The organism is Paenibacillus sp. Soil750, from assembly GCF_001428045.1.
Classification (GTDB): domain Bacteria; phylum Bacillota; class Bacilli; order Paenibacillales; family NBRC-103111; genus Paenibacillus_E; species Paenibacillus_E allorhizoplanae.
The window spans coordinates 453,357-475,696 of record NZ_LMSD01000023.1 but is presented as its reverse complement, the minus strand read 5'-3'; the positions used below and the strand labels follow the sequence as shown (position 1 = coordinate 475,696).

General features: G+C 43.6%; 17 protein-coding genes and 1 pseudogene. All 18 read right to left on the bottom strand.

Annotation, left to right across the window (positions count from 1 at the left end):
* Positions 1-45: 45 nt before the first annotated feature.
* Positions 46-1,626: an extracellular solute-binding protein gene (locus tag ASL11_RS22025; RefSeq protein ID WP_056619712.1), complete on the bottom strand. Its 1,581-nt coding sequence runs from the start codon at positions 1,624-1,626 to the stop codon at positions 46-48.
* A gap of 65 nt (positions 1,627-1,691) precedes the next feature.
* Positions 1,692-2,558, bottom strand: a complete 867-nt coding sequence (locus tag ASL11_RS22020) for a carbohydrate ABC transporter permease (protein ID WP_056619710.1) — start codon at positions 2,556-2,558, stop codon at positions 1,692-1,694.
* Positions 2,559-2,560: 2 nt separating this feature from the next.
* Positions 2,561-3,457, bottom strand: a complete 897-nt coding sequence (locus tag ASL11_RS22015; RefSeq protein WP_442953086.1) for an ABC transporter permease — start codon at positions 3,455-3,457, stop codon at positions 2,561-2,563.
* 256 nt (positions 3,458-3,713) lie between these two features.
* Entirely contained in the window at positions 3,714-5,252 is a 1,539-nt protein-coding gene (locus ASL11_RS22010; protein ID WP_056619707.1) for a response regulator, read from the bottom strand.
* A gap of 30 nt (positions 5,253-5,282) precedes the next feature.
* Positions 5,283-7,100 (bottom strand): cache domain-containing sensor histidine kinase, encoded by a 1,818-nt coding sequence (locus ASL11_RS22005; protein ID WP_056619705.1) that lies wholly within the window; start codon positions 7,098-7,100, stop codon positions 5,283-5,285.
* A 180-nt stretch (positions 7,101-7,280) separates the two neighbouring features.
* Positions 7,281-8,759, bottom strand: a pseudogene (locus ASL11_RS22000) (protein adenylyltransferase SelO).
* A gap of 21 nt (positions 8,760-8,780) precedes the next feature.
* On the bottom strand, positions 8,781-10,820 hold the full coding sequence (locus tag ASL11_RS38030) for a dipeptide ABC transporter ATP-binding protein (RefSeq protein ID WP_056619703.1): 2,040 nt from the start codon (positions 10,818-10,820) through the stop codon (positions 8,781-8,783).
* Positions 10,821-10,837: 17 nt separating this feature from the next.
* The gene (locus ASL11_RS21990) at positions 10,838-11,614 is read right to left on the bottom strand and encodes an ABC transporter permease (RefSeq protein ID WP_235550553.1); all 777 of its coding nucleotides are present in this window, start codon (positions 11,612-11,614) and stop codon (positions 10,838-10,840) included.
* 156 nt (positions 11,615-11,770) lie between these two features.
* Complete coding sequence (locus ASL11_RS21985; RefSeq protein ID WP_056619694.1) at positions 11,771-12,697, bottom strand: ABC transporter permease; 927 nt, start codon at positions 12,695-12,697, stop codon at positions 11,771-11,773.
* Positions 12,698-12,718: 21 nt separating this feature from the next.
* Positions 12,719-14,371: an ABC transporter substrate-binding protein gene (locus tag ASL11_RS21980; protein ID WP_056619691.1), complete on the bottom strand. Its 1,653-nt coding sequence runs from the start codon at positions 14,369-14,371 to the stop codon at positions 12,719-12,721.
* A 32-nt stretch (positions 14,372-14,403) separates the two neighbouring features.
* Positions 14,404-15,738 (bottom strand): LLM class flavin-dependent oxidoreductase, encoded by a 1,335-nt coding sequence (locus ASL11_RS21975; protein ID WP_056619690.1) that lies wholly within the window; start codon positions 15,736-15,738, stop codon positions 14,404-14,406.
* Between the two features lie 134 nt (positions 15,739-15,872).
* Positions 15,873-16,766 (bottom strand): LysR family transcriptional regulator, encoded by an 894-nt coding sequence (locus tag ASL11_RS21970; RefSeq protein WP_056619688.1) that lies wholly within the window; start codon positions 16,764-16,766, stop codon positions 15,873-15,875.
* A 33-nt stretch (positions 16,767-16,799) separates the two neighbouring features.
* On the bottom strand, positions 16,800-17,093 hold the full coding sequence (locus ASL11_RS21965; RefSeq protein WP_056619685.1) for an HPr family phosphocarrier protein: 294 nt from the start codon (positions 17,091-17,093) through the stop codon (positions 16,800-16,802).
* Positions 17,094-17,288: 195 nt separating this feature from the next.
* Positions 17,289-18,488, bottom strand: a complete 1,200-nt coding sequence (locus tag ASL11_RS21960) for an MFS transporter (protein WP_056619681.1) — start codon at positions 18,486-18,488, stop codon at positions 17,289-17,291.
* Positions 18,489-18,573: 85 nt separating this feature from the next.
* Positions 18,574-19,194, bottom strand: a complete 621-nt coding sequence (locus ASL11_RS21955; protein WP_056619677.1) for a thioredoxin family protein — start codon at positions 19,192-19,194, stop codon at positions 18,574-18,576.
* 25 nt (positions 19,195-19,219) lie between these two features.
* Entirely contained in the window at positions 19,220-20,278 is a 1,059-nt protein-coding gene (locus ASL11_RS21950; protein ID WP_056619674.1) for an LLM class flavin-dependent oxidoreductase, read from the bottom strand.
* A gap of 28 nt (positions 20,279-20,306) precedes the next feature.
* On the bottom strand, positions 20,307-20,585 hold the full coding sequence (locus ASL11_RS21945; RefSeq protein ID WP_235550537.1) for a hypothetical protein: 279 nt from the start codon (positions 20,583-20,585) through the stop codon (positions 20,307-20,309).
* Positions 20,586-20,797: 212 nt separating this feature from the next.
* A complete protein-coding gene (locus ASL11_RS21940) occupies positions 20,798-22,228 on the bottom strand; it encodes a PAS domain-containing sensor histidine kinase (RefSeq protein ID WP_056619671.1) in 1,431 nt (476 codons plus the stop codon).
* Positions 22,229-22,340: the final 112 nt, after the last annotated feature.

The following is a 22,340-nucleotide window of genomic DNA, read 5'->3' as shown; positions in this document are numbered from 1 at the left end:
CCCATGATCGTAGGACTGCCTCTGTGAGAATTCATCATCCGCACTTTATTTTTTTACTTTGGCATACCACTCTCTTGCACGCTTCGTTACTTCTTCACCGCCGGACTTATTCCACTTCTCGACGAATTCATCAAACTTGCTGATCGGGTATTGCCCAAGGATAATCTTAGTTACATACTCGACATACAGTGTACGGTTATTAATATCCGCCAAGCCATCATAGATACTAGCAGGCAAACCGTCTCCCGCAATCGTTTTCACGTATTTCTGATTCTCCGCCATGTTTCTTGTATTTTGCCCTAATGCCCATAGACGCTCAGGTGAAGTCGCATTTTTCAACAAATTGGTTTTGTATTCCAACGTATCTAGATCGTTAAATGGCTGGAACAGCTTATTCTCTTGCGTGCTCTTATCTGGGGCGATGGACACCTTTTTGCCGTCTTTCACTTCATGGTGCATCCCTTCAGCACCGTAGAATAGATTCTCCCATTTGCTCTTGTCATACAGATTATTCAAAAGCTTCATGGTAGCCATCAGCTTCTTCTGATCCTTATTGTTTTTGACAACCCAAATCGGGCTTCCCATCTTCTTCTGTGTATAGAAACCTTTGAATCCTGGCACTTCTGGTATAGGTAGAACGGAGTAGTCACCCTTCACGTTGGTGTTTTTGAAGATTTTCTCCACGTGTCCACCAGCATCCTCAGCCCAGTGATAATATATGCCTACCTTATCGGAATCGATTTTGCCGTCCCATTGCGCCTTGTTATTCAAAAGGGTCTCTTTATCCAATAATCCATCTTTATACAGCTTGGCAATAAACTCCAACGATGCTTTCATATTTGGCGTTACAGCTGCGTAAGTCAACTTCCCATCGTAGATGTCCCAGTCCGGTTTACCTTCATTCATAGCTACACCATACATGGCGAACAGTTCATCCATCCATGCTGCCTGCTCACGACCACCTGTCGGAAGTTCATCTTTCTTGCCGTTACCGTTCGGATCTTTATCCCGGAACGCTTCCAGCACTTTGACAAAATCTTCTTGCGTCTTCGGCATCGGCAAGCCGACTTTATCCAGCCAATCTTTGCGGATCAGTCCGCCCATTCTTCCATAATCCAGCACACCAGGCACATAATAAATGCGACCTTGACCTGTAGGATCGTTAGCCTTCACAATATCCCACACATCTTTGGGAATCGCATTCCATAGATTGGGTGCATATTTGGGAAGGAGTTCCGTCAAATCCGCTATGGCGCCGTTCTTGGCTAGACTTGCTTCCATGCCTTGCTGTGGAAAGAACATATCCGGCATTTCATTCGCTGCAATTTTCAAATTCAACTGATTCAGATAGGATGTCCCGCCGTTCCATTCCACATAAGGGTGGATGACTCCTACACCGAGCTCCTTTTTATAAAACTCATATAGTTTGCTGCCTTTCTCAATTGGCTTAAATCCGAGATTCGAGTACCAGACTTCAAGATCTACCAATTCCTCGGTTGCAGCTGTTGCAGATGGGCTCTTGGATTGACTTTGGCTGCCGGTCTCTTCTTTCTTGGCACAGCCGCTGAATACGGATACCGCCATTGCCGCAGTTAACGTAATTGCACTTAGCTTCTTCCATGACATTTGTGAATTCCCCCTAAATTGGTATTCCTATTTAATAGCCCTTGGGGCTTCTAAACCGAGATGAATTACCCTTTCACAGAGCCGATCATGGCTCCTTTGACAAAGTATTTCTGCACGAAAGGATAGACGAGAACAACTGGGATAATGGCAAATACAACAGTAGCAGATTTCAATGTGCGTTCACTATAATTAATATCCATAATGGACTCGACAAAAGGCATTTCGTTCGGATCGGTTATAAACTGTCTGATTTTCAACTGGAGCGGAAACCAATCCGGATTCTGGATGAAAAAGAGCGGATGTTGGAATTGGTTCCACACAACAACCCCATAGAATAACGCCAGTGTCGCGAGTACAGCTTTGGATAGCGGAAGCACAAAGTAGAACAACATTCGGAAGTAACCGCAACCTTCCATAAAAGCCGCTTCCTCCAGTTCCTTCGGGAACTGTTTAAAGAATGTCCTCATAATAATGAGATTAAAAGGACTTAATATATGGGGGATGACTAGCACCAACGGATTGTTATACAAGCCGATGCTTCGTACCGTAAGAAAATAAGGGACGATTGGCGCCTTGAACACCATCGTAATGACCACCGCAACCATGAGAATACCTGCGGGAAGGAATTCTTTTTTAGATAAAGGATACGCTAATAGTGCAGTGACCAGCAAGGCGAGAAATGTGCTGATAACGGTTGTAAATACTGTCAAGATGAAGGATCTCCACAAATCCCATCGCGCTAGCAAATATGACCATGAGTCAAATGTGAATTCCTTGGGCCAGATCGTCACGAGGTTTAAATCCACGGCCCGGCTCGAACTGAACGAGATCGAGATGACCGACAGGAGTGGAATCAAGGCAATGACCGAGAAGATACAGAGCAATACTAAGATTCCATATCCAAATGCCTTTTCACTTTTGGACAAATGCATAATTACCAAAGCCCCCCATCTGAAACTTTCCTGGACAATCGATTAAACGTGTAGACCAGGATAAATCCGATGATTGACTGAAACAATCCAACGGCTGTCGCAAAACTGTATTGCGCTTGCTGAATGCCCGTCCGGAACACATAAGTATCTAGGATATCTCCGGCACTATACGTCATCGGCGTCAACAGGTTATATACATGATCGAAGCCTAGTTCCATAAAATTCCCTATTTCTAATAGGAACAGTACAAGAATTGTTGGAAGCAGCAACGGGAATGTCACATGTTTCATCTGTTTGAATCTTGATGCCCCATCCATCATCGCCGATTCGTATAGCTGCGGATCAATTGAACTGATAGCCGCCATGTAGACGACCGTGCCCCAGCCAGCATCCCTCCATAGTCCGGTAAGCACATAGATAGGCCGGAAATACGAACTCTCTTGCATGGCCAAGACAGGATCAAAACCGAACCAACCGATAACCATATTGAACAATCCACTCATGGCGAACAAGTCAAATGCGATTCCCGCTACGATAACCCACGATAGAAAGTGCGGGATATATAAAGCAGTTTGAATCCCTTTCTTGAGTGCAGCTTTCCTGACCTCGTTAATCATCAGGGACAACACGATCGGTACGGGGAACACGAACAGAGTCTTCAATATGCCTAAAATGAGTGTATTGGTAAACACCCGATTGAAATCTGGGTAATCCAGCAAAGTCTTAAAGTGCTTGAGACCAACCCAAGGACTGTCCATAAAGCCTTTAAACACCGAATAATCCTGAAAAGCGATAAGTGATCCAGTTAGTGGAATGTACTTAAAAATAATAATAAATGCCATACCAGGGATAGCCATCACATAAAGCGGCCAATAGGTTTTAATATTGTGCCAAAGCATTGAGATTGGACGTACTCCCGTTCGCTTTGCCAACTCCCCCTTGCCAGCAACAGACATTGTGCTGTTCATTTGATTCTCTCCACATCCTTCTTGTTGATCTATCTAATTGAATCCGTTTTCATGAATAAAATATACCGTGATTCTAATAAAAGCTCAAAGGGGGGTTTTTAAGTTTACACTAGGGTACTTTTAAGTTTTCCGACAAAAAACGCCCCTTCTCTCCTTGATTTGGAGAGAAGGGGCATGGCTTCACTGGCTATATTTTACACTTTTTTCTATATTCGGTTGGTGTACAGCCGTTCATCCTTTCGAACAGTTTGCTGAAATGAGTCGTATCCGCATACCCGACCATCTGGCAAATTTCATATATTTTCAAGTCCGTTTCTTCCAACAACGCTTTCGCTTTCTTAATGCGAATTCCCATCACATAACTTAAGTACGTATCCCCCGTCTTTTCCTTAAACAGCTGGCTCAGATAATATGGATTAATAAAGAATCTGGCTGATAAGTCGGCCAAGGTGATATTACTATTATAATGGACCGCTACGTACTCCTTAATATCGGAAATCACATCTTTTTTCTTCGGCGTACTGCGAATCAATTTGTGCTCAATGATGCGTTCAGTCGCTTGTATCAACCATAATTTCAATTCGTCCAGTGTTTTGAAACGGGATATTGCATCCTGGGAAAGCATAAATTTGCCAAGGAAATCGTTCATCTGTAATTGCATAAAAGTCATTCGTTTCATGCTGGATAATAGAATAAGTAAGATTTGATGCTGAAGTTCGGCAAGATTCATACGATTCTCCGCCTCGATGGTCCGGAAGATCCGTTGAATAATCACACTGCTGCCTTCCGCGTCCATATCTTCGATACATTTCTCCAACATGGCCATGTCCTCTTCCGATACGACTTTGCCGGTGTCCGAAATCTGCTCGATCTCCATGTAGGGAACGACTGCGTTGGTACCCTTAATCAACTTATAGCGCAGCGCCTGCTGTGCCTCTTCGAACGAAGTGCTCAATCCGTCTGGAGCTGGGTACGGCCGACCGATTCCCACTGTTACCAGTATCCCCCAGATCTGATTGAACCACTCTTGCAGACTTTTCACATCACGAAGCAGTTTTGCTTCATCGATAAGCTTTTCATTCAGTATTATGACTGCAAACTGAGAGCCTTCATAACGAAATGCTTGAACCTGATTGTCATGTCCTAAGTCTTCCATCAATTTCCCTAGAATGCGCTCTTCCTGCAGTTTGCCTGGTTCACACGCGAATTCCAATAGTGCGCATACACATTGATGCCCAGAAATAGGCATAGGCAATACGTTTAATATTTTGCTCTCATGTGTAGAGGAGTTATAACCAGTCATCAGAATATCTTTTAACACCCATTCATTCCCTTGCCGTGCTTGCACATGCTCCATGTTGATCTCTGCAATGACTTTGGTTACGCATTCTTCGAGTTCATCTTCTTCGACAGGCTTGGTGATGTAAAACTTCACCCCTAGCTCGATCCCTTTTCTGGCATACTCAAATTCAGCATATCCACTCAAAATGATGAATTTGGACTTACAGCCGGAAGATGTCAGATTGCGGATCATCTCTAAACCGTCAGATTGCGGCATTCGGATATCCGTTATCACGATGTCCGGCTGCAACTCCTGTACAAGCTTACAACCCTCGATTCCATTGTGCGCCGTCCCGACCACTTCACATTGCGGCAAATAACTCCTCACAATGGTTTTCAAGCCATCTACAATCCCTTTCTCGTCATCTATAATGACCAGCCTCATATAAATTCCCCCTTTGCATCAATCTGCTGGTTACTCTCGTCTGGGTATACGAAATTCAACAACTGTGCCTTCGCCCTGCAAGGAATTCACCGTCATGTCATACCGATCTCCATACTGCAGCTTGATTCGTTCCGCAATATTTCTCAGACCTATGCTCATCCCCGATGCTTCAATTAAGTCATCCAACTTCAACTTATTCGCTTCCGCTTCACTCAGTTTTTTGTTGAGTTCATCGACTTGTGACGGATCCATGCCTTCACCGTCATCCGAAATTCGGATCCTGAGATCATTCTCTTCCGTAACGGTTCCTTCCAAATAAATATTCATCACCTTGCTATAGTCGTGAAAACCGTGGTTGATGCTATTCTCTACAATAGGTTGGAATATAAGTGGCAGAATGCGGCATTGCAACACGTCTTCACTCATTTGGACATGTAACTTAAATCGGTCGTCGAATCTAATATTTTGAAGCTTTAAATAGTTCATCGTATAATCCACTTCATTGCTGACCAAATGAAGACCTGTTTCTTTCCCCAACGACAGTTTGAACATACGAGCGAGAATCTTAATCATGCCGGCGATTTCATCCTGCTCCTTTACAAGCGCTTTCATTCGTATGGATTCGAGCGTATTGTAAAGCATGTGGGGATTGATTTGGTGCTGAAGCGCCAGAAACTTGGCATGCCTTTGCTTAATTTCTGCCAAATAGACTTCTTCAATCAGCGTCTTAATCGTAATGATCATTTTGTTATAGCTATGAATCAGACTTCCGATTTCGTCATTAGGTATTTTCAGCTCAATCGGATGATATAGCCCTGCTTCCGCTTGCTTCATGCTTCTACGAAGATTCATAATAGGCCTCGTAATATAGGAGCTCATGGCAATCGAGATTAGCATAATAAACAGAAAACTAATAGCAATAACTAGGATAGTCGACACTTTCATATTCCCGATTTTCAGTAACAATTTATCACGAGGAATCTCGGTTCTTACCTCTAGCTGATTAGATGCCATACTACCCGTTAATACAATCATCTTCTCGTCGTTCTTTTCTATTGCAGGGTTGCGCTGACTGGCAGAGAGCTGTTTCCAATTCGTCTTACCACTGGTCAAATCGGAGTGGTACACCATCTCTCCTTTTTTATTGCTAACAATAACTCGCATATCATAACGGTCTCGTGCCACAATAAAATTCTCATTGAGCTTCAATAAATGGGATGGGTCCATATCAATTAACAGGACACCCGCGTAGGAGCCATTGGCATTAAGCAACACTCTGCCCACTGTCAGAACCGCGCCTTCACCTTTATCCTCGTAATAGGATCGATCGTGCAAGGGCGTGATGAACAACGTCTCCTCTGGATCCATACTTTTCCTGTACCAATCCTGCTGCAGCAGAATGCTTTCATTCACCACGCTGGAGGTATTGGAGTAATGATAGACATTATTCCCTTTCGTAATCAACGTCATGTAACTAATTTCCGGCTTGAGTAATGCAATTCTCATTAGAATACGGTTGATCATATTATTATTGACAATCAATTCGGCCATCGGGAGCTTCTCTTCACCTAAACGAGACAGGATGTCGTTGTCTATCAGAACCGTCTTCGTCACCCTGTCATACTCCTGAAGAAAGTCATTCATGGACGATTCAATCTGCGACGTATACAGCGCAGCAAATTCTTGTGAAGCTTCTTCCAAACTATTTGCAGATTGGTAATAAATGATTGTACTTACAATTAATAGCGGAATAATGCAAACTAGTAGATAGCTGGCCAAAAACCTCTGATTTAACTTCATGTTCGGCACAACAGCAATCCACCGATGGATCCATTTCGTTAGGGCCATACGTATTCCCCTTCGGTATGTGATGGTCGTTTCTCCAATAGTAACATACACTTTATTTAAGCAACAATACAGGAAAAAGTATGCTATAACGTTGCTAAAAAGCCTTACGATAAATCGTAAGGCCAAGATAAGTTCCTATATTCCTTTGTAACTTATGCAGAAGTTGTATCCTTTTCATTCTCAAGTACCGCAAAAGGTACGGTAAGGACAGGCTGTTAGCTCAGCTGGACTGGCATAATCAACCTGTTCAGGGGAGTATGCGAAGGGGTTTGACAGAACAAGAAGCAACCGCTCCATCACACGATAGTCTCCTTGATTGACCGCGGATGTTAGTGCTTCTTCTACCCGGTGATTACGTGGGATAATGGCTGGATTATGATTCCTCATGAGTTGATGCGAGTATGCTTTGGTTTCCTGCTGTCTACCGATTCTAGCCTGCCACAGTTCAAACCACTGCCTGAAATCCAATTTGTCATACATGAGCGTATCTTCAGGTTGATCCAAAGTTAATGCACGGAACGTATTTGTGTAATCCGCGCGATACGTCTGCATCAAGTTGAGTAGTCCTTCAATCAGTGATTCATCCTCTAATTCCTCATGAAATATCCCCAATTTGGACCTCATACCCGTTAACCAATTAGCGCGATACTGCTCGGAAAATTGTGCAATCGCATCCGCGATTAGTTGAGCACCCTGCTTTTGATCGTCATGCAGCAATGGTAAAAGTGTTTCAGCAAATCTAGTGAGATTCCAAGCAGCCATTTCCGGCTGTTTACCAAAGGCATAGCGGCCCTCCGTGTCTCTGGTGCTGAATACCGTCGCTGGATCATAGGCATCCAAAAAGGCACAAGGACCATAATCAATGGTTTATCCACTGATAGCTATGTTATCTGTGTTCATTACTCCGTGTACAAACCCAACGAGCTGCCAATTGGCAATTAATTGCGCTTGGCGCGTAATTACCTCTTGCAGCAGCGCTAGATAGCGATTCTCAGCAACATCAGCCTCTGGGAAATGTCGGGTTAACGTGTAATCAGCTAGCGCTCGGAGCTCATCCACCGTGCCAAAATGCGAAGCATATTGAAAGGTTGCAAACCGAATATGACTGGCGGCGACACGGGTTAGAATTGCACCAGATTGTTCCGTTTCACGATGGAAAGTTTCACCTGTTGAAACAACTGCTAAACTTCGTGTAGTTGGAATTCCAAGTGCAAACATAGCTTCACTAATGATATACTCGCGCAGCATCGGTCCAAGTCCCGCTCGACCATCCAAATAGCGGGAGTATGGCGTTTTACCTGAACCTTTCAGCTGAATATCAATTCGTTCCCCTTGCGGAGTCAACTGCTCACCAAGGAGATGGGTTCTCCCATCGCCTAACATGTTAAAAGTTCCAAATTGATGCCCGGCATAGGCCTGAGCAAGCGGCAGTGCACCACTTGGAATCAAGTTACCAGCAAATACGGCTAAGCTCTCACTACTTTGCAACACCTTTTCATCCAACCCCAAAGTTGCTCCCAATGGAGCATTCAGTTTAACTAACTTTGGTGAGCTCACAGGAGTTGGATTGATCTTAGTATAAAAGAAATTAGGCAACCGCGAATAGCTGTTGTCGAAGTTCCATCCCGCATCTTTCTTTGCTTGTTTCTCTGACATCATGTCTCCTTCTCATCTAACTTTTTACAAAGGGTAATGGCAGGCCGTCCAGTGGCCTTCCCTGATTTGCAATAAGGCAGGCTGCTCTTCTTTACACCTTGCGGTTGCTGCTGGGCAGCGCGTGTGAAATCTGCAGCCAGAAGGTGGATTCGCAGGAGAAGGGATTTCCCCTTCGATCTCGATCCACGCTCTCTTTTGAGTGGGATCCGTCGATGGAATAGAAGAAAGCAGGCCCTTCGTGTAGGGATGAGAAGGATGGCGAAACAGCTCCTCACTAGGTGCAATTTCAACCAGTTTCCCCAAATACATCACACCGATACGATCAGATAGATGGCGAACAATGTTTAAACCATGGGCGATAAATAAATAAGTTAATCCCAGCTTTTTCTGCAGATCCTGCATCAAATTTACGATTTGAGCCTGTACGGATACATCCAACGCAGATACAGCCTCATCGGCTAGGATAAACTTGGGATTGAGCGCGATGGCTCTAGCGATACCAATGCGCTGTCGTTGACCTCCCGAAAACTCATGAGGGAACCGATCATACACGGAACGATTCAGCCCAACTAACTCCAATAAGTCTTCTACTTTTCCCCGCTTCTCAGTCTTGCTTAACGATTCATGAATATCAAAAGGCTCACCAATAATATCGCCAACCTTCCAACGAGGGTTCACAGAACCGTACGGATCTTGGAAAATGACCTGCATGTCTCGGCGTGCTTCTTGCAGCCCTTTGCTCGAAAGTTTAGATAAATCTTCTCCTTCGAAAAGAACCTCTCCCACTGTTGCCTTCTCCAACTGAAGCAACACCCGGCCTAAGGTAGACTTGCCGCTGCCCGATTCCCCGACTAAACCAAAGGTCTCGCCCTTCTTTATTGAAAAGGAAACATCTTCAACCGCGCGAATATAGGACTTCGAACGACTGAATGTTCCTTTCCCTATGGGGTAAAATTTACTTAACCCTTTCACCTCGAAGAGCGTCTCGCTAGTTAAAACATGTTCGCCAACAACATCGGAAGATCCGTTATCTATCTTTGTATCTATCTTTGTATCTACAGCCCCTGCATATTGTTGCCAATCTGCACGCTCAACTAATTCTTCCGAGTACCAACATGCCGTAAGACGTTCATTCACGAGCCGTAAGGGAGGACTATCCTTCACACAGCGTTCAGTCGCAAAAGGGCACCTTGGATGAAATCGGCAACCCGATGGCAGATCCGATAGATGGGGAATTGTCCCTTCAATGGAGAACAATCGGGATGACCGATTGCTATCCATCGTCGTAATGGATCGAAGTAACCCTCTCGTATAAGGATGATGGGGCTTAGCGAACAATTGCTCGACACTTGCTTGCTCAACGATTTGTCCCGCGTACATCACGATGATTTTGTCTGCCATCTCAGCTGCAATCCCCAAATCGTGTGTGATGAGAAGGATGGACATATTGAATTCTTCTTTAAGCTCCTGCAGCAGATGAAGAATCTGCGCCTGAATCGTTACATCAAGCGCAGTTGTTGGTTCATCCGCGATAAGCAGTTGCGGACTGCATGTGAGCGCCATAGCAATCATCGCTCGCTGCAGCATCCCGCCAGAAAGCTCGCCAGGATATTGGTTCATACGGATTTCTGGCTCTGGGATGCCTACACGCTTTAATAAATATACAGCCCGTTCCCAGGCTTGTTCCCGATTCCCCTGTTTATGCTGAATAATGACTTCGGTAATTTGACTACCTATGGTAAATACCGGATCAAATGCAGCCATAGGCTCTTGGAAGACCATAGCCATCTTTTTCCCTCGTAATGCCCGAAGATCTTTCTGTGACAACGTCGTTAGATCATCGCCATCGAGAACGATTTGACCACCGGAAATATGACCATTTTCATAATCGATTAAGCGCATGACGGATTTTGAAGTAACCGATTTACCACTGCCGGATTCTCCGACTAGACAGATGGTTTCGCCTACACCAATTGTCAAAGAAACGTCTTGAATAGCCGTGAACGACCCTTTATTCGTTGTGAATTGTACACTTAAATTTTCAATTTCAAGCAGTTGCTTCAACTTGCGCCGCCTCCTAGCTATGCCCTTCTCTGCTTTGGATCTAGCGAGTCACGTAGTTTATCTCCGATTAAATTAACGGATATGACGAATAACGTGATCGCGAGGCCTGGAAATGTACATATCCACCAAGCCACTGTCAGGTAACCTCGTCCTTGCGAAAGAAGCGATCCCCAGTCAGGAATCTCTTTGAGCACGCCTAATCCAAGGAAACTTAGCCCGCTACTAACCAGAATGGATGCACCTAAACCGATCGTGGACATGACCAAGAGTGGGGACCAAGCATTTGTTAAGACATGGCGAAAAAATATACGGAATTTAGAAGCGCCTATTGACCTAGAGGCGGTAATGAAGGACCGATTCTTGATGCTCAGAATCTGACCTCGCATGACCCTTGCGTATTGCGGGATGGAAGCAGCTGCAACTGCAAAGATCAGATTAAATAAATGAGGGCCAAGAGCCGCAGCTATGGCTAGTGCCAATAGAATACCTGGAATCGTCATTAGCACATCGATAATCCGCATGAAGATTGTGTCAATAACGCCGCCAATGTATCCAGATAGTACACCAATGCTTCCTCCAATGATGCCTCCCGCAAGTACAGAGGAGAATCCAATAATGAGAGAATCACGACTGCCATACACGACAAGACTGAACACATCTCTGCCAAAATAGTCCGTTCCAAACAAATGAGATGTACTTGGTGCATGCATAATTTGATCACCGAGCATCTCGGTAGGTGCATAAGGAGCAATCCATTGCGGAAAAAGCGCGCAGCCAATAATAAACAACGCCATGATTGCAGCTAGATAAACAAGAATCTCTGAAGCATTCCATGTTCCAGGTATCTTTGTAATTCGAAGAGGCCACTTATGTCTTAGCCCAATCGTTCTCGCAGAAAGAACATCTTTCATCGTCGCCTTTCTCCTCTCCACCATGCTTACATATCCGAATTATTGAGTTCGACGAACCCGTGGGTCAATAAATACATACGAAATATCAACTAGCAAATTAACAATGACATATATGATTGCTGAGAAAAATACGACACCTTGCACAACAGGCAAGTCTTTGGACATAATCGCGTCCGCGAGAATTCGGCCAATTCCCTGCCTGGAGAAGACGGTTTCGATCACAACGGTGCCCGCCATCAAATCTCCGATATGAATGCCAATGATTGTGATCGCAGGGATTAATGCATTGCGAAGCGCATGGCGATACATCACTAATCGTTCGGATAATCCTTTGGCGCGCAGTGTCACAATGAAGTGCTCATTGATGACTTCGAGCATCGAGTTACGTACCATCCGAACAATAAAGCCAGCTCCCACGAACCCGAGTGTAAGTGAAGGAAGAACAAGTGTAATGAATCCCTTTGATCCCATAGCTGGAAACCAACCTAGAGATACGGAAAAGATGAGGATCAGCAGAATACCAGACCAGAACGTCGGCATGGATATACCGAACAACCCGACAATGCGAGCTAATACATCGATCCATCGATTGCGGTGTACGGCTGAAAGAACACCAAGCCCTACACCGATAATCGTGGATATAAGCGTACTAGCTAAAGTGAGTGCCAAAGTTGCTGGGAGATGTTTAAGAATTTTGGGCAACACAGGTTCACTGTTTAGTAAAGATTTACCGAAATCCCCATGGATCATGGCCATGAAATAATGTCCAAATTGCACATAGAAAGGTTCATTCAAGCCGAGTTGATGCCTTAAATTTGCAATTGCCTCCGGTGACATGGAGGAAGGATCAATCATGGAAAGCACAGGATCTCCCGGCAGCACATACAAAATACAGAAAACAAGGATTAAGGAACCAAGAATGACCAGCAATGAAACTAGTAGCCGCTCCGTTAATATCCTGCTCATACCAATTAGCTCCCTATAGCATTATTTTTGAATAAACGTATCATTAAAGAGCGGATAACCTAACGAGTCAAATTTCAACCCTTTCACGGTCTTCGAAGCGGCTACCGTATAAGGGAATACATAAATAGGAATGATGACCGCATTATCGATAATGGATTTCTGGACTTGTTTATACAGGTCCGCTCTCTTTTTATCATCAGGTTCAATCGCGCCTTGTTCCAGCCACTTATCTACTTGTGGATCTGCAAGTCCTGGAAGCGTTGGTCGAGCTTTCGGATCGCTTGTATGATAGAAGGCATAGAGCGCATTGGGATCCGAGTTCACTTGACTGTTTCCATAGATATCATACTCACCTTTGGTATAAACAACATTGGCTGTATCCTTTGTAATTTCTACTTCAACTACAATACCCACTTGTTTTAACTGTTGCTGAATGATGACAGCAATATCATTGCGTTTCTCACGGTTAGGTGAACCATCTACGTAATGCAGAGTAAGCTTCTTGCCATCTTTTACACGAATGCCATCTGTTCCCTTGAGCCAACCGAGTTCATCTAATAATTTATTCGCTTTCGCAAGATCCGGCTTAACCCCATTTTCTAGGGAAGCATCGTAACTGAACACACCAGGAGATAATGGTGACCAAGCACGTGGATACGTCCCCAGATAAAGTGTTTTGACAATTGCATCCACATCAATCGCTGCTTGAAGCGCTTGTCTGGCCTTCACCTCACCCCAAGGTGCTTTTCGTTGATTAATAAATAACGTATAAGGCAATCCATTGGTATTGACTTGGTGAACTTGGATACTGGAATCCGTCTTTAACGAAACAATATTTTGCGGGGGAATCGTCTCACCAGCAAGAACTTGCTTACTTTGAACACTGCCGATCCGAGTCGCTTCTTCCGGAACAATACTAAAGGTGATTTGATCCAAGTATGACTTCCCTTTGTTTTCCACAATCTCCGGCGCCCAGTTGTAATCAGGACTACGTTTAACTTGAATGGAAGCATTCTCTTCCCATTTCACAAATGAGAATGGACCTGAACCAACCGGATTTTTACCAAATTGATCCCCGTATTTCTTGGCCGCTGTTGGTGAAACAATCCCAAGTAACGCTTGACTCAGGTTACCTAAGAACGCTCTGGATGGTGTCTCCAGATTAATTTTAACCGTGAACTCATCAATGATTTCCGCAGATTTATACGGTTTAAGTAACGCTACTGAATTAGCCGCTTTCGTTGCCGGATCCAGAATCCGATCATAATTGAATTTCACAGCCTCTGCATTAAATGGCGTCCCATCTTGGAACTTGACGTCTTTACGTAATTTGAACGTGTAACTAAGCCCATCAGGAGAAACCGTCCATTCCGTTGCCAGCCATGGTTTAATCGAACCATCAGGTAATTGAACAACCAAACTATCATAGATGGTGCGAAGCACCCTTACTGCTACGGCAAGACCGCTACGATGCGGATCTAGGGAGTCAGGGGAAGTTGCCAGCGCATAAGTAAGCTCTCCGCCAACCACCGCTGTTTGTTTGCCCTCTTGCTTTGGACTCACTGATTGTGAGGCATCCGAACTTCCTTCTTCTGCCGAACCACACCCCGTTAACACAAGTGCAATGGCTAACGACAGCGCACTAAACTTAATCCAACCTTTAGTTCTATTCATATTCTACTCTCCCCCTTAATTTATATATCAGATTAGTTACTTACAGTCTCTTTCACATAGCGATTAGTTGGAAAAGGTAGACCCAAATTCCCTCTGAGCGTATCCGACTCATATTCGGTTCGATAAATGCCACGTTCCTGTAGAATAGGAATGACCAGATCTACAAAATCGCTCAAACCATTCGGAACGCCCAATCCAACTATAAATCCGTCTGCTGCGCCGCTCTCGTACCATTCTTGTATGCGATCTGCTACTTGTATCGGAGTACCAATAAAAAGTGGTCTTGGAGTTGCGGATTGCAAGGCAACTTGGCGAAGGGTTAACCCTTGTTCTTGCGCATTTTGTTTGATGCGATCCGTCGTACTTTGGAAGCTATTTTTACCCAACTCGCCCAATTCTGGGAAAGGAGCATCCAGATCATATTGCGTGAAATCGTGATGTTCAAAGAAACGACCTAGATACGCAAGTGCTTCGCCAATCGTCACCAAGTTGGCGACTTCCTGGTATTTACGCTCTGCCTCTTCTTCTGTAACGCCAATGATCGGACCAATACCAGGCATAACGACAATCTCATCGGGATTTCTACCGAAGTTAGCGGCTCTGCCTTTCACATCTTCATAAAAGCGTTTCGCATCCTCCACAGTCGGTTGACCCGTAAAGATCGCATCCGCCTCTTTGGCCGCTAAATTCTTACCATCCTCCGATGAGCCTGCTTGGAAAATAACAGGTCTGCCTTGCTTTGATCTACCGATATTAAGCGGTCCCTGTACGGAGAAAAATTCGCCTTTATGATCTAAACGGTGCAGCTTCTCTGGATCGAAGAATACCCCCGATTGTTTATCCCTTGTAAAAGCATCATCCTCCCATGAATCCCATAATCCTTTGGATACCTGTAGATATTCAGATGCAATTCGATAGCGCTTAGGATGATCTGGATGTTCCTCCAGCTTCTTATTGTAGTTCAGCGCTGAGCCCTCCAGCGGGGAAGTGACCACATTCCAACCTGCTCTGCCATCGCTGATATGATCAAGTGAGGAGAATTGTCTCGACACTGTGAAGGGTTCACTATAAGACGTAGATAGCGTACCTACCAGACCGATCTTAGAAGTTACGGAAGCCAGTGCGGATAAGATCGTAATCGGCTCAAACCGATTTAAGAAATGGGGAATCGACTTCTCATTGATGAACAATCCGTCAGCGATAAACAGTAAATCAAATTTGCCAGCTTCCGCTTTCTGTGCTTGTTCTTTGTAATACTTGAAATTCACACTGGCATCCACAATCGCTTCCGGATGTTTCCATGACGACATATTGCCACCAACTCCATGAATAATAGCCCCAAGTTTTAGTTGTTTTTGTTTCGGCATCCTAATTCCTCCCTTTTTCAATTAACAATAATTCCTATTGGTTTAATTGGTTTTAAACTTTGTACTTACTGTATCACTGCCAAATACGACGGTCAATCTTAGATAAAGATGTTCTATTGATGAATAGAATTGTTCTATGTAGCGGTTATTTTCCAATCGAATTCTTTCAATACGTCCAGAAACAAGTGGGAAACATCGAGGCTGGATTCTTTCAATGTAATGAGGATTGTACGCAAAGAGAGACCTCCCAACGCCTGAATATCAATAGGTACAAGCAGCCCTTCTTTCACTTCTTGACGTACACACAGTTCCGGCAGAAAGGAAATCCCCAAGCCTTTGGCCACAAGCTTCTTGGCTGTTTCCAGGTTATCGATTTGGTACTCAATTTGTGGAGGATGATCCAGTGTTGCAAAAAGCCGATGGATCTTCACCCAATCGAGTGATCCACACTCAAAGAAGACCAGCGATTCGCGACCTACATCATTAATCGTCAAAGGTTTCTTTTTCACAAAAGGATGGCTAGGATGAACGAAAAGACGGATAGGATCCTCGTAAAAACCCAGAATGTCTACATGGGGATGAGTCACATTTCGAACAAAACCAATATCAATTTCTTTATTGAGAAGCATCTCCAGAATAGCCTCTGTTGGTGCTGTCGTTACCTTAATCTGAAGATGAGCATGTTTGTTTTTAATCCATGGAAGAATTTCGGGGATCATATAATTGGAAACAGAAACGGTACAGCCGACTCTGAGTTCATTGTAATCCTTACTGACATGTTGGAGCAGTTGCTTCCCCTTCTTATAGGATTGGAGGATTTGCCCCGCAAAGGGAAGAAACTGCTTTCCTTTATCTGTCAGTGTGAAGTTTCTTCCTTCTCTCTCGAAGAGTAACGTGTTCAAATCACGTTCCAATGATTGAATTCGGGCTGTTACGGAAGGCTGCGATAAGAACAACGCATCCGCTGCCTTGTTGAAACTGTTATAATGAATGACATAGACGAATGCTTCGATATTTTCAATATTCATTTACCCATGACTTCCTCTCCGACTTACCCATCATCAAGAACTACGAGAGTACGTTGTATGTAAAACATCATCCTGATTTTGTAGATAGGTAGATACACCCTCGAACGCTTCCTGTGCATCGATTCCTTCAAGTTGAAGAGCAATGGTAGATTGTTCACGAAGTGACATACTCCAGGATACGATGCCTAGTAAGCCTTTCGCATTCACCTTTTCTCCGTGCGCACCTAAATAAATCTGACTCGTATATTGATTAGCCATGGTCACAAAATTCAACACGCGATCCAGCGTCCAAGGTTGATCCAACGTAAATGTCCAATCTATTTTCATAAGAACTCCTCCTCTAAGCTATTATCGAAAAAAAAGAGACACAAACATCCTAACAAGGATGAAGCATCTCCAGTTATCTGGTCGATTCCGATAATTCCGATTAATTTACTTGTATTTAAATTATAGTAAGTCAGACAACCTTTTGTCAACGATCGTTTTCATAAATTTCCATTTTTTCTTAAATGTAAATGCCCCTCATCCAAGCAGCTTCTGGTCCGTACGCTTAGTATTGACCACCTTCCTCTTCCATGCAGCTCCAAGAAGAGTTAAACCTGTCAGGAGAAATACATATTGAATGCTCAGCCAGCTCCCCATGAACCCACCTAGTAAGGGGCCAACCACAATGCCGAATTGACTGGATGATTGGTTCAAGCTCACGGCTCTACCGCGGAAATCAGCTTCTGTATATTTGACGATAAGCGCATTCAGCGCTGGAAACACAGCAGCAAAAAACAAACCATAACTAAATCGAAGAATGCCAAAGCCAATAAGATGATGAACGCCGAGCTGCAGCAGATTGCCAATACCACCGCCTAGCAACCCAATAAACAAAACCTTCTCATAACCGATTCGCCCTCCGATGATTCCCCACCGAGGACCCATAATAACAGTGGCTACGCCCACTGCTGAGAATACAATCCCCGAGCTCAGAGTCGCTTTATCAACACTTCCGCCGATTTGCACGACATAGAGTGTCAGCAGCGGCTCCATAATCATAACTGAAGTAGAGACGAGTAAAGTTAACCCAAATATCCCCATTAGTTTGGAGTTACTAGCCGCATGTTTAAGATCCTTGAAGACACTTATACGAGCTTCATCTTGTCGCTTATGAACTTCTTTCACACCAACAAGTACGATAAGAGCAGAAATTAGCGTAATTAGGCCCGAGGCAACGAAGCACACTCGCAGTCCCATCCAATGACTCAGTACACCCCCAACAAGAGGTCCAATAATTCCTCCAGCTGCTGTTGATGTTGAAATTACACCCAGTGCGTATCCGACGTGTTTCTCCGGTGTATTCGTGCCAACCAAAGCGATGGAAGCAGGGCCAAAGCCTGCCATTAATCCTTGAAATATCCGAACAAGAATGAAACTGAACAAATCATACACAAAATAATTGGCGAAATGAGCCAAGGCTAAGCCAATACCTGAACGAATTAACATGGGTTTCTTCCCAAACTTATCGGCTAGCGACCCCCAAAAGGGCGCACACAACCCACTTATCAGGAAACTAATGGAAATGGAAATCCCTGACCACATTTCAAGCCTATGCTGAATACCTAGATCATTTTGCAAGAAAATTGGAAAGAACGGTACAGATAGGGTATATGCGATATGGCTAATAAATAAACCCAGCCATAATATATGCAGATTGCGTTTCCAATAGCGTTCCATTTGTCACTCCTTTTGTAACCTCCAAGCATGAAAAGAACCTCACAGGCGATGCTGTAAGGCGCATAACGGGGCTATGGTTCTCTCACTAGCCTAGAATGGAGCGGATGATTTGGATGATGGCCGTCTTTTCCAGCTCACGCGCTTGTGGGCGCTGTTCCTTTAAATAATCAAATAACGCTTTCCTTACATCTTCATCGACCTCGGAAAGTGCTTTGCCTTCGCCCTCCCATTCGGGGTGGGATTCCCAAAACTCATCGATCCAATCTCGGTTTAAATACGTAATCTGGTCGGGGCGTTCTGAGAAAAATCCTAATTCCTCGCCCGCTCCATTGAAAAATACATAGGTTGGAATATGATTACGCCCATCTGCTTGCAGATAAGCGGCAGCAATATCTTGATTGTCTGGGTCACGTGGTAAAATATGCAATTTCAATTTATCCGTCACTTGTTCGATTTTGCCAAATAGCGGTAAATTCGCAACCACATCTCCACACCAGTCATGCGCAAGTACCAGTACATCTATGTGCTCGGTAAGCCCTTCAAAGTAAGCCAATTCCTGCTCGGTCAATTCATAACGTTCGAAATTCTCATGCAACCTCTCCACATTTACTTTGGCGCCGCTAACAAATTGCTCATACGTTAAGGCTTCTTGGAAGGCCTTCGCCCTTCTCTCCTTCGAAATCCCTTCTGCTTTCTGAATGCTCATCGTGACATCCCTCCAGAAATGGTTTTCAAACCGTTATACCCACCGGTGAATGATTCCATATTGTACTTGGAATCTCTCGTCGCAAAACAGGTGCAACCTCGGTGGCAAATCGCTCAATCTGTTCGCGCTGCTCCGTTTCGGTCAAGCCATCTACACTGATACTGACTACTTGGTGACCATAGGCATCATAATAGTTCAGAATCTTCTCGATCACTTGATCTGGACTTCCAATTAAGACAGGCCCATTCCTCACGTTGTCCTCAAGGTCTTTGAAAGGTGAATTGTTGACCTGTGATGCCGCCGTTGCATGGAAAGCTTCATAATAAGGACGAAAGCGCCCAATAGCTTCTTCTGTGGTGTTAGCCAAATACAAACTTCCAAATCCTGAGCCTACAACAGCCTGTTGCGGATCATGGCCATAATGAGCCAATCGTTCACGATAGTGATCAATTAACGCTTTGTATTTGGCCTGAGGATGGAACGTATTCGAAGAGAAAATCGGTTCACCATATTTCGCAGCCAACTCCGTTGACAGTGTACTTGATGCGCTGCCATGCCATACAGGGATAGCAGGCTGAAAAGGTCTCGGCTGTGTCGTCACATTATCCAAAGGTGAACGATACCTGCCCTGCCAAGTAACGTTCTCTTCCTTCCACAAGCGTTTCAGAAGTGCATACCTCTCCGCAAGGGATTCCCACTGTTCCTCTTCCGTAATGCCGAAAAGCGGATAGTGGCGAGGGTCATTGCCTTTACCAATAATCATCTCAATTCTCCCGCCTGAGAGATGATCGAGCGTAGCATAATCCTCAGCAACACGGATCGGATCAAGCACACTTAGTACAGTAACCGTTGTTAACAATCGTATACGGGAAGTTCTAGCAGCAATTGCGGTTAGAACGACGGGTGGCGAAGATGAGATAAATGGTGCGCCATGCCGCTCCCCCACACCATAAGCATCAAAGCCCAGTTCTTCAGCAAGGACGGCCTGTTTCAGCACGTTCTCGAATTTCTGATTAGTTGTCAGGGTTTCTCCGCTTACCGCATTCGGTATATTCATCATTAGGCTAAATAAGGCAAACTTCAAGGTCTACATTCTCCTCTCTACCGCAGGATCAAAACAACGGTACTCTGTATTTATCCCCTTTTTCTGAATAGAGAATAGCTTCTGTGTTGTACAAATCAACTTCCTTAAGAGGAGTTTGAATGTTTCCTAGCGTTAGTTTATTCGTCTTCAGTGCATGTAGCAACGAAGGGATTTGTTTATGATCCGTACCGATTAAATTTACGTTTACCGTATCTTGATTGAATAGGATATTGGTTTTATTAAAATCAACCCAACGATCCTCTTTATTTAAGCTTGTAAGTTTTAAAGAATCCAATAATACGCCCATTTCATATCCACTCCTCTTTTTAAAATAAAAAAATAGCATGGATTCAATGATCCATGCTTCCGGGTGACCAGTCAGCTTTCAATTCCGATTAATTCAATGTGTTTTATAAGTTTTAAATTATCATTGTTTTACTGGAATGTCAACCCACGCATAATGATTCCCACACAAAATCTAATTTCAAATTATACCTAGTGAGTTTTAAAAATATTTGTTCATATACGATATCTTGAATTAATTATAGGTAGGGCAATTTCAACGGTAGTCCCTTGACTAATTTGGCTCTGAATGGACAATTTACCACCATGACCTTCCACAATCCGCTTGCAAACCATGAGCCCTAAACCAGTTCCATTCGCCTTTGTTGTGAAAAATGGCTCACCTATCTGGGCTAACATTTCTTCAGAAATACCTACGCCTTGATCTTTAACACAAATAATTAAGTCTTGATTCATTCGATTTCTACAGGATATTTGTATTAATCCCCCACTGTCCATCGACTCTATCGCATTCTTCAACACATTAATTAATACTTGTTTGATTTGGTCAGGTATGCAAGTTATGACAGGTATGTCTGGGTCCATTTCCAATTGTATTTGAACATTATACAGAAGTGCATGCGGTTGTAAGAAACTAATGACACTTTGAACTAGCTCTATAGCCCTACTCTCTATGTAATGACTTAGATGTGGCTTTGCTAGCATCATAAATTCATTGACAACATAATTGATATGTTCAAGTTCTTCCATCATAACGTCAACATAGTCTGTATTTTTATATTTAAGTAATTGTACAAACCCTTTTAAAGAAGTCAATGGGTTACGTATATCATGTGCGATACCAGCGGCCAGTTGACCAATTAAAGCTAATTTTTCAGACCTAATCATCGTTTCTTCGGACTTTTTACGTTCAGTGAGATCACGAATCACACTCTGTACAACAGGAAATCCCAAATTTTTATAAACATAAATAGAAGAAATTTCTACATCAAATAAAGTGCCATCTAACTTTCGCATCTTTCGCTCAATAAATTCACTGTAGTTATCCATATCCGAATGCATGACCTGCTGTAGTCGCGCTACAATGAAGTTCCTATCATTTGGGCAAAAAAATTCATAGATGGATTTTCCTTTGAACTCGTCTGAAGAAGCACCGCCAAAAAGTTTACAACAAGCATCATTGACAAACTGAATGATTCCATCCATATGTAGCGCGATGGGTTCAGGGTTGAGTTTGAGTAACTTTCTAAACTGTTTTTCTCTTTCTAAAAGCTCTTCTTCCGCTTTTTTCTTTTCGCTAATATCCCTTTCCACACCAACAAATCCAATAACCAACCCTTCTGTATTTTTCACAGGAGACACTGTTACATTTGCGTAAAATGAAGACCCATCTTTTCTAAGTTTCATCGTTTCGAAATTCTTGATTGGCTCGCCGTTTATTAATGATTGATATAGTCTAAGCGCATCTTCTTTGTACTCGTCAGGAGTCATCGGCAATACTTGCCCAATAACCTCTTCCCTCGTCCACCCATGTAACTCTTCAAATTTCGTATTTACCTCCAACACTACGCCATTTAAATCAACGATTACTATCCCATCCGAAGTTGCGTTCATTAAGGAATTGATTACATATTCTTTTAGACTCACAAGTAATCGTCCCCCATTTATTCAATCGATTTTGGTTGTATTCTTCTTAAATTGATAAAATCCTCTATTAATCGCCCTTAAATTTAAGAGTTTCTACGAATCGACAAAAACA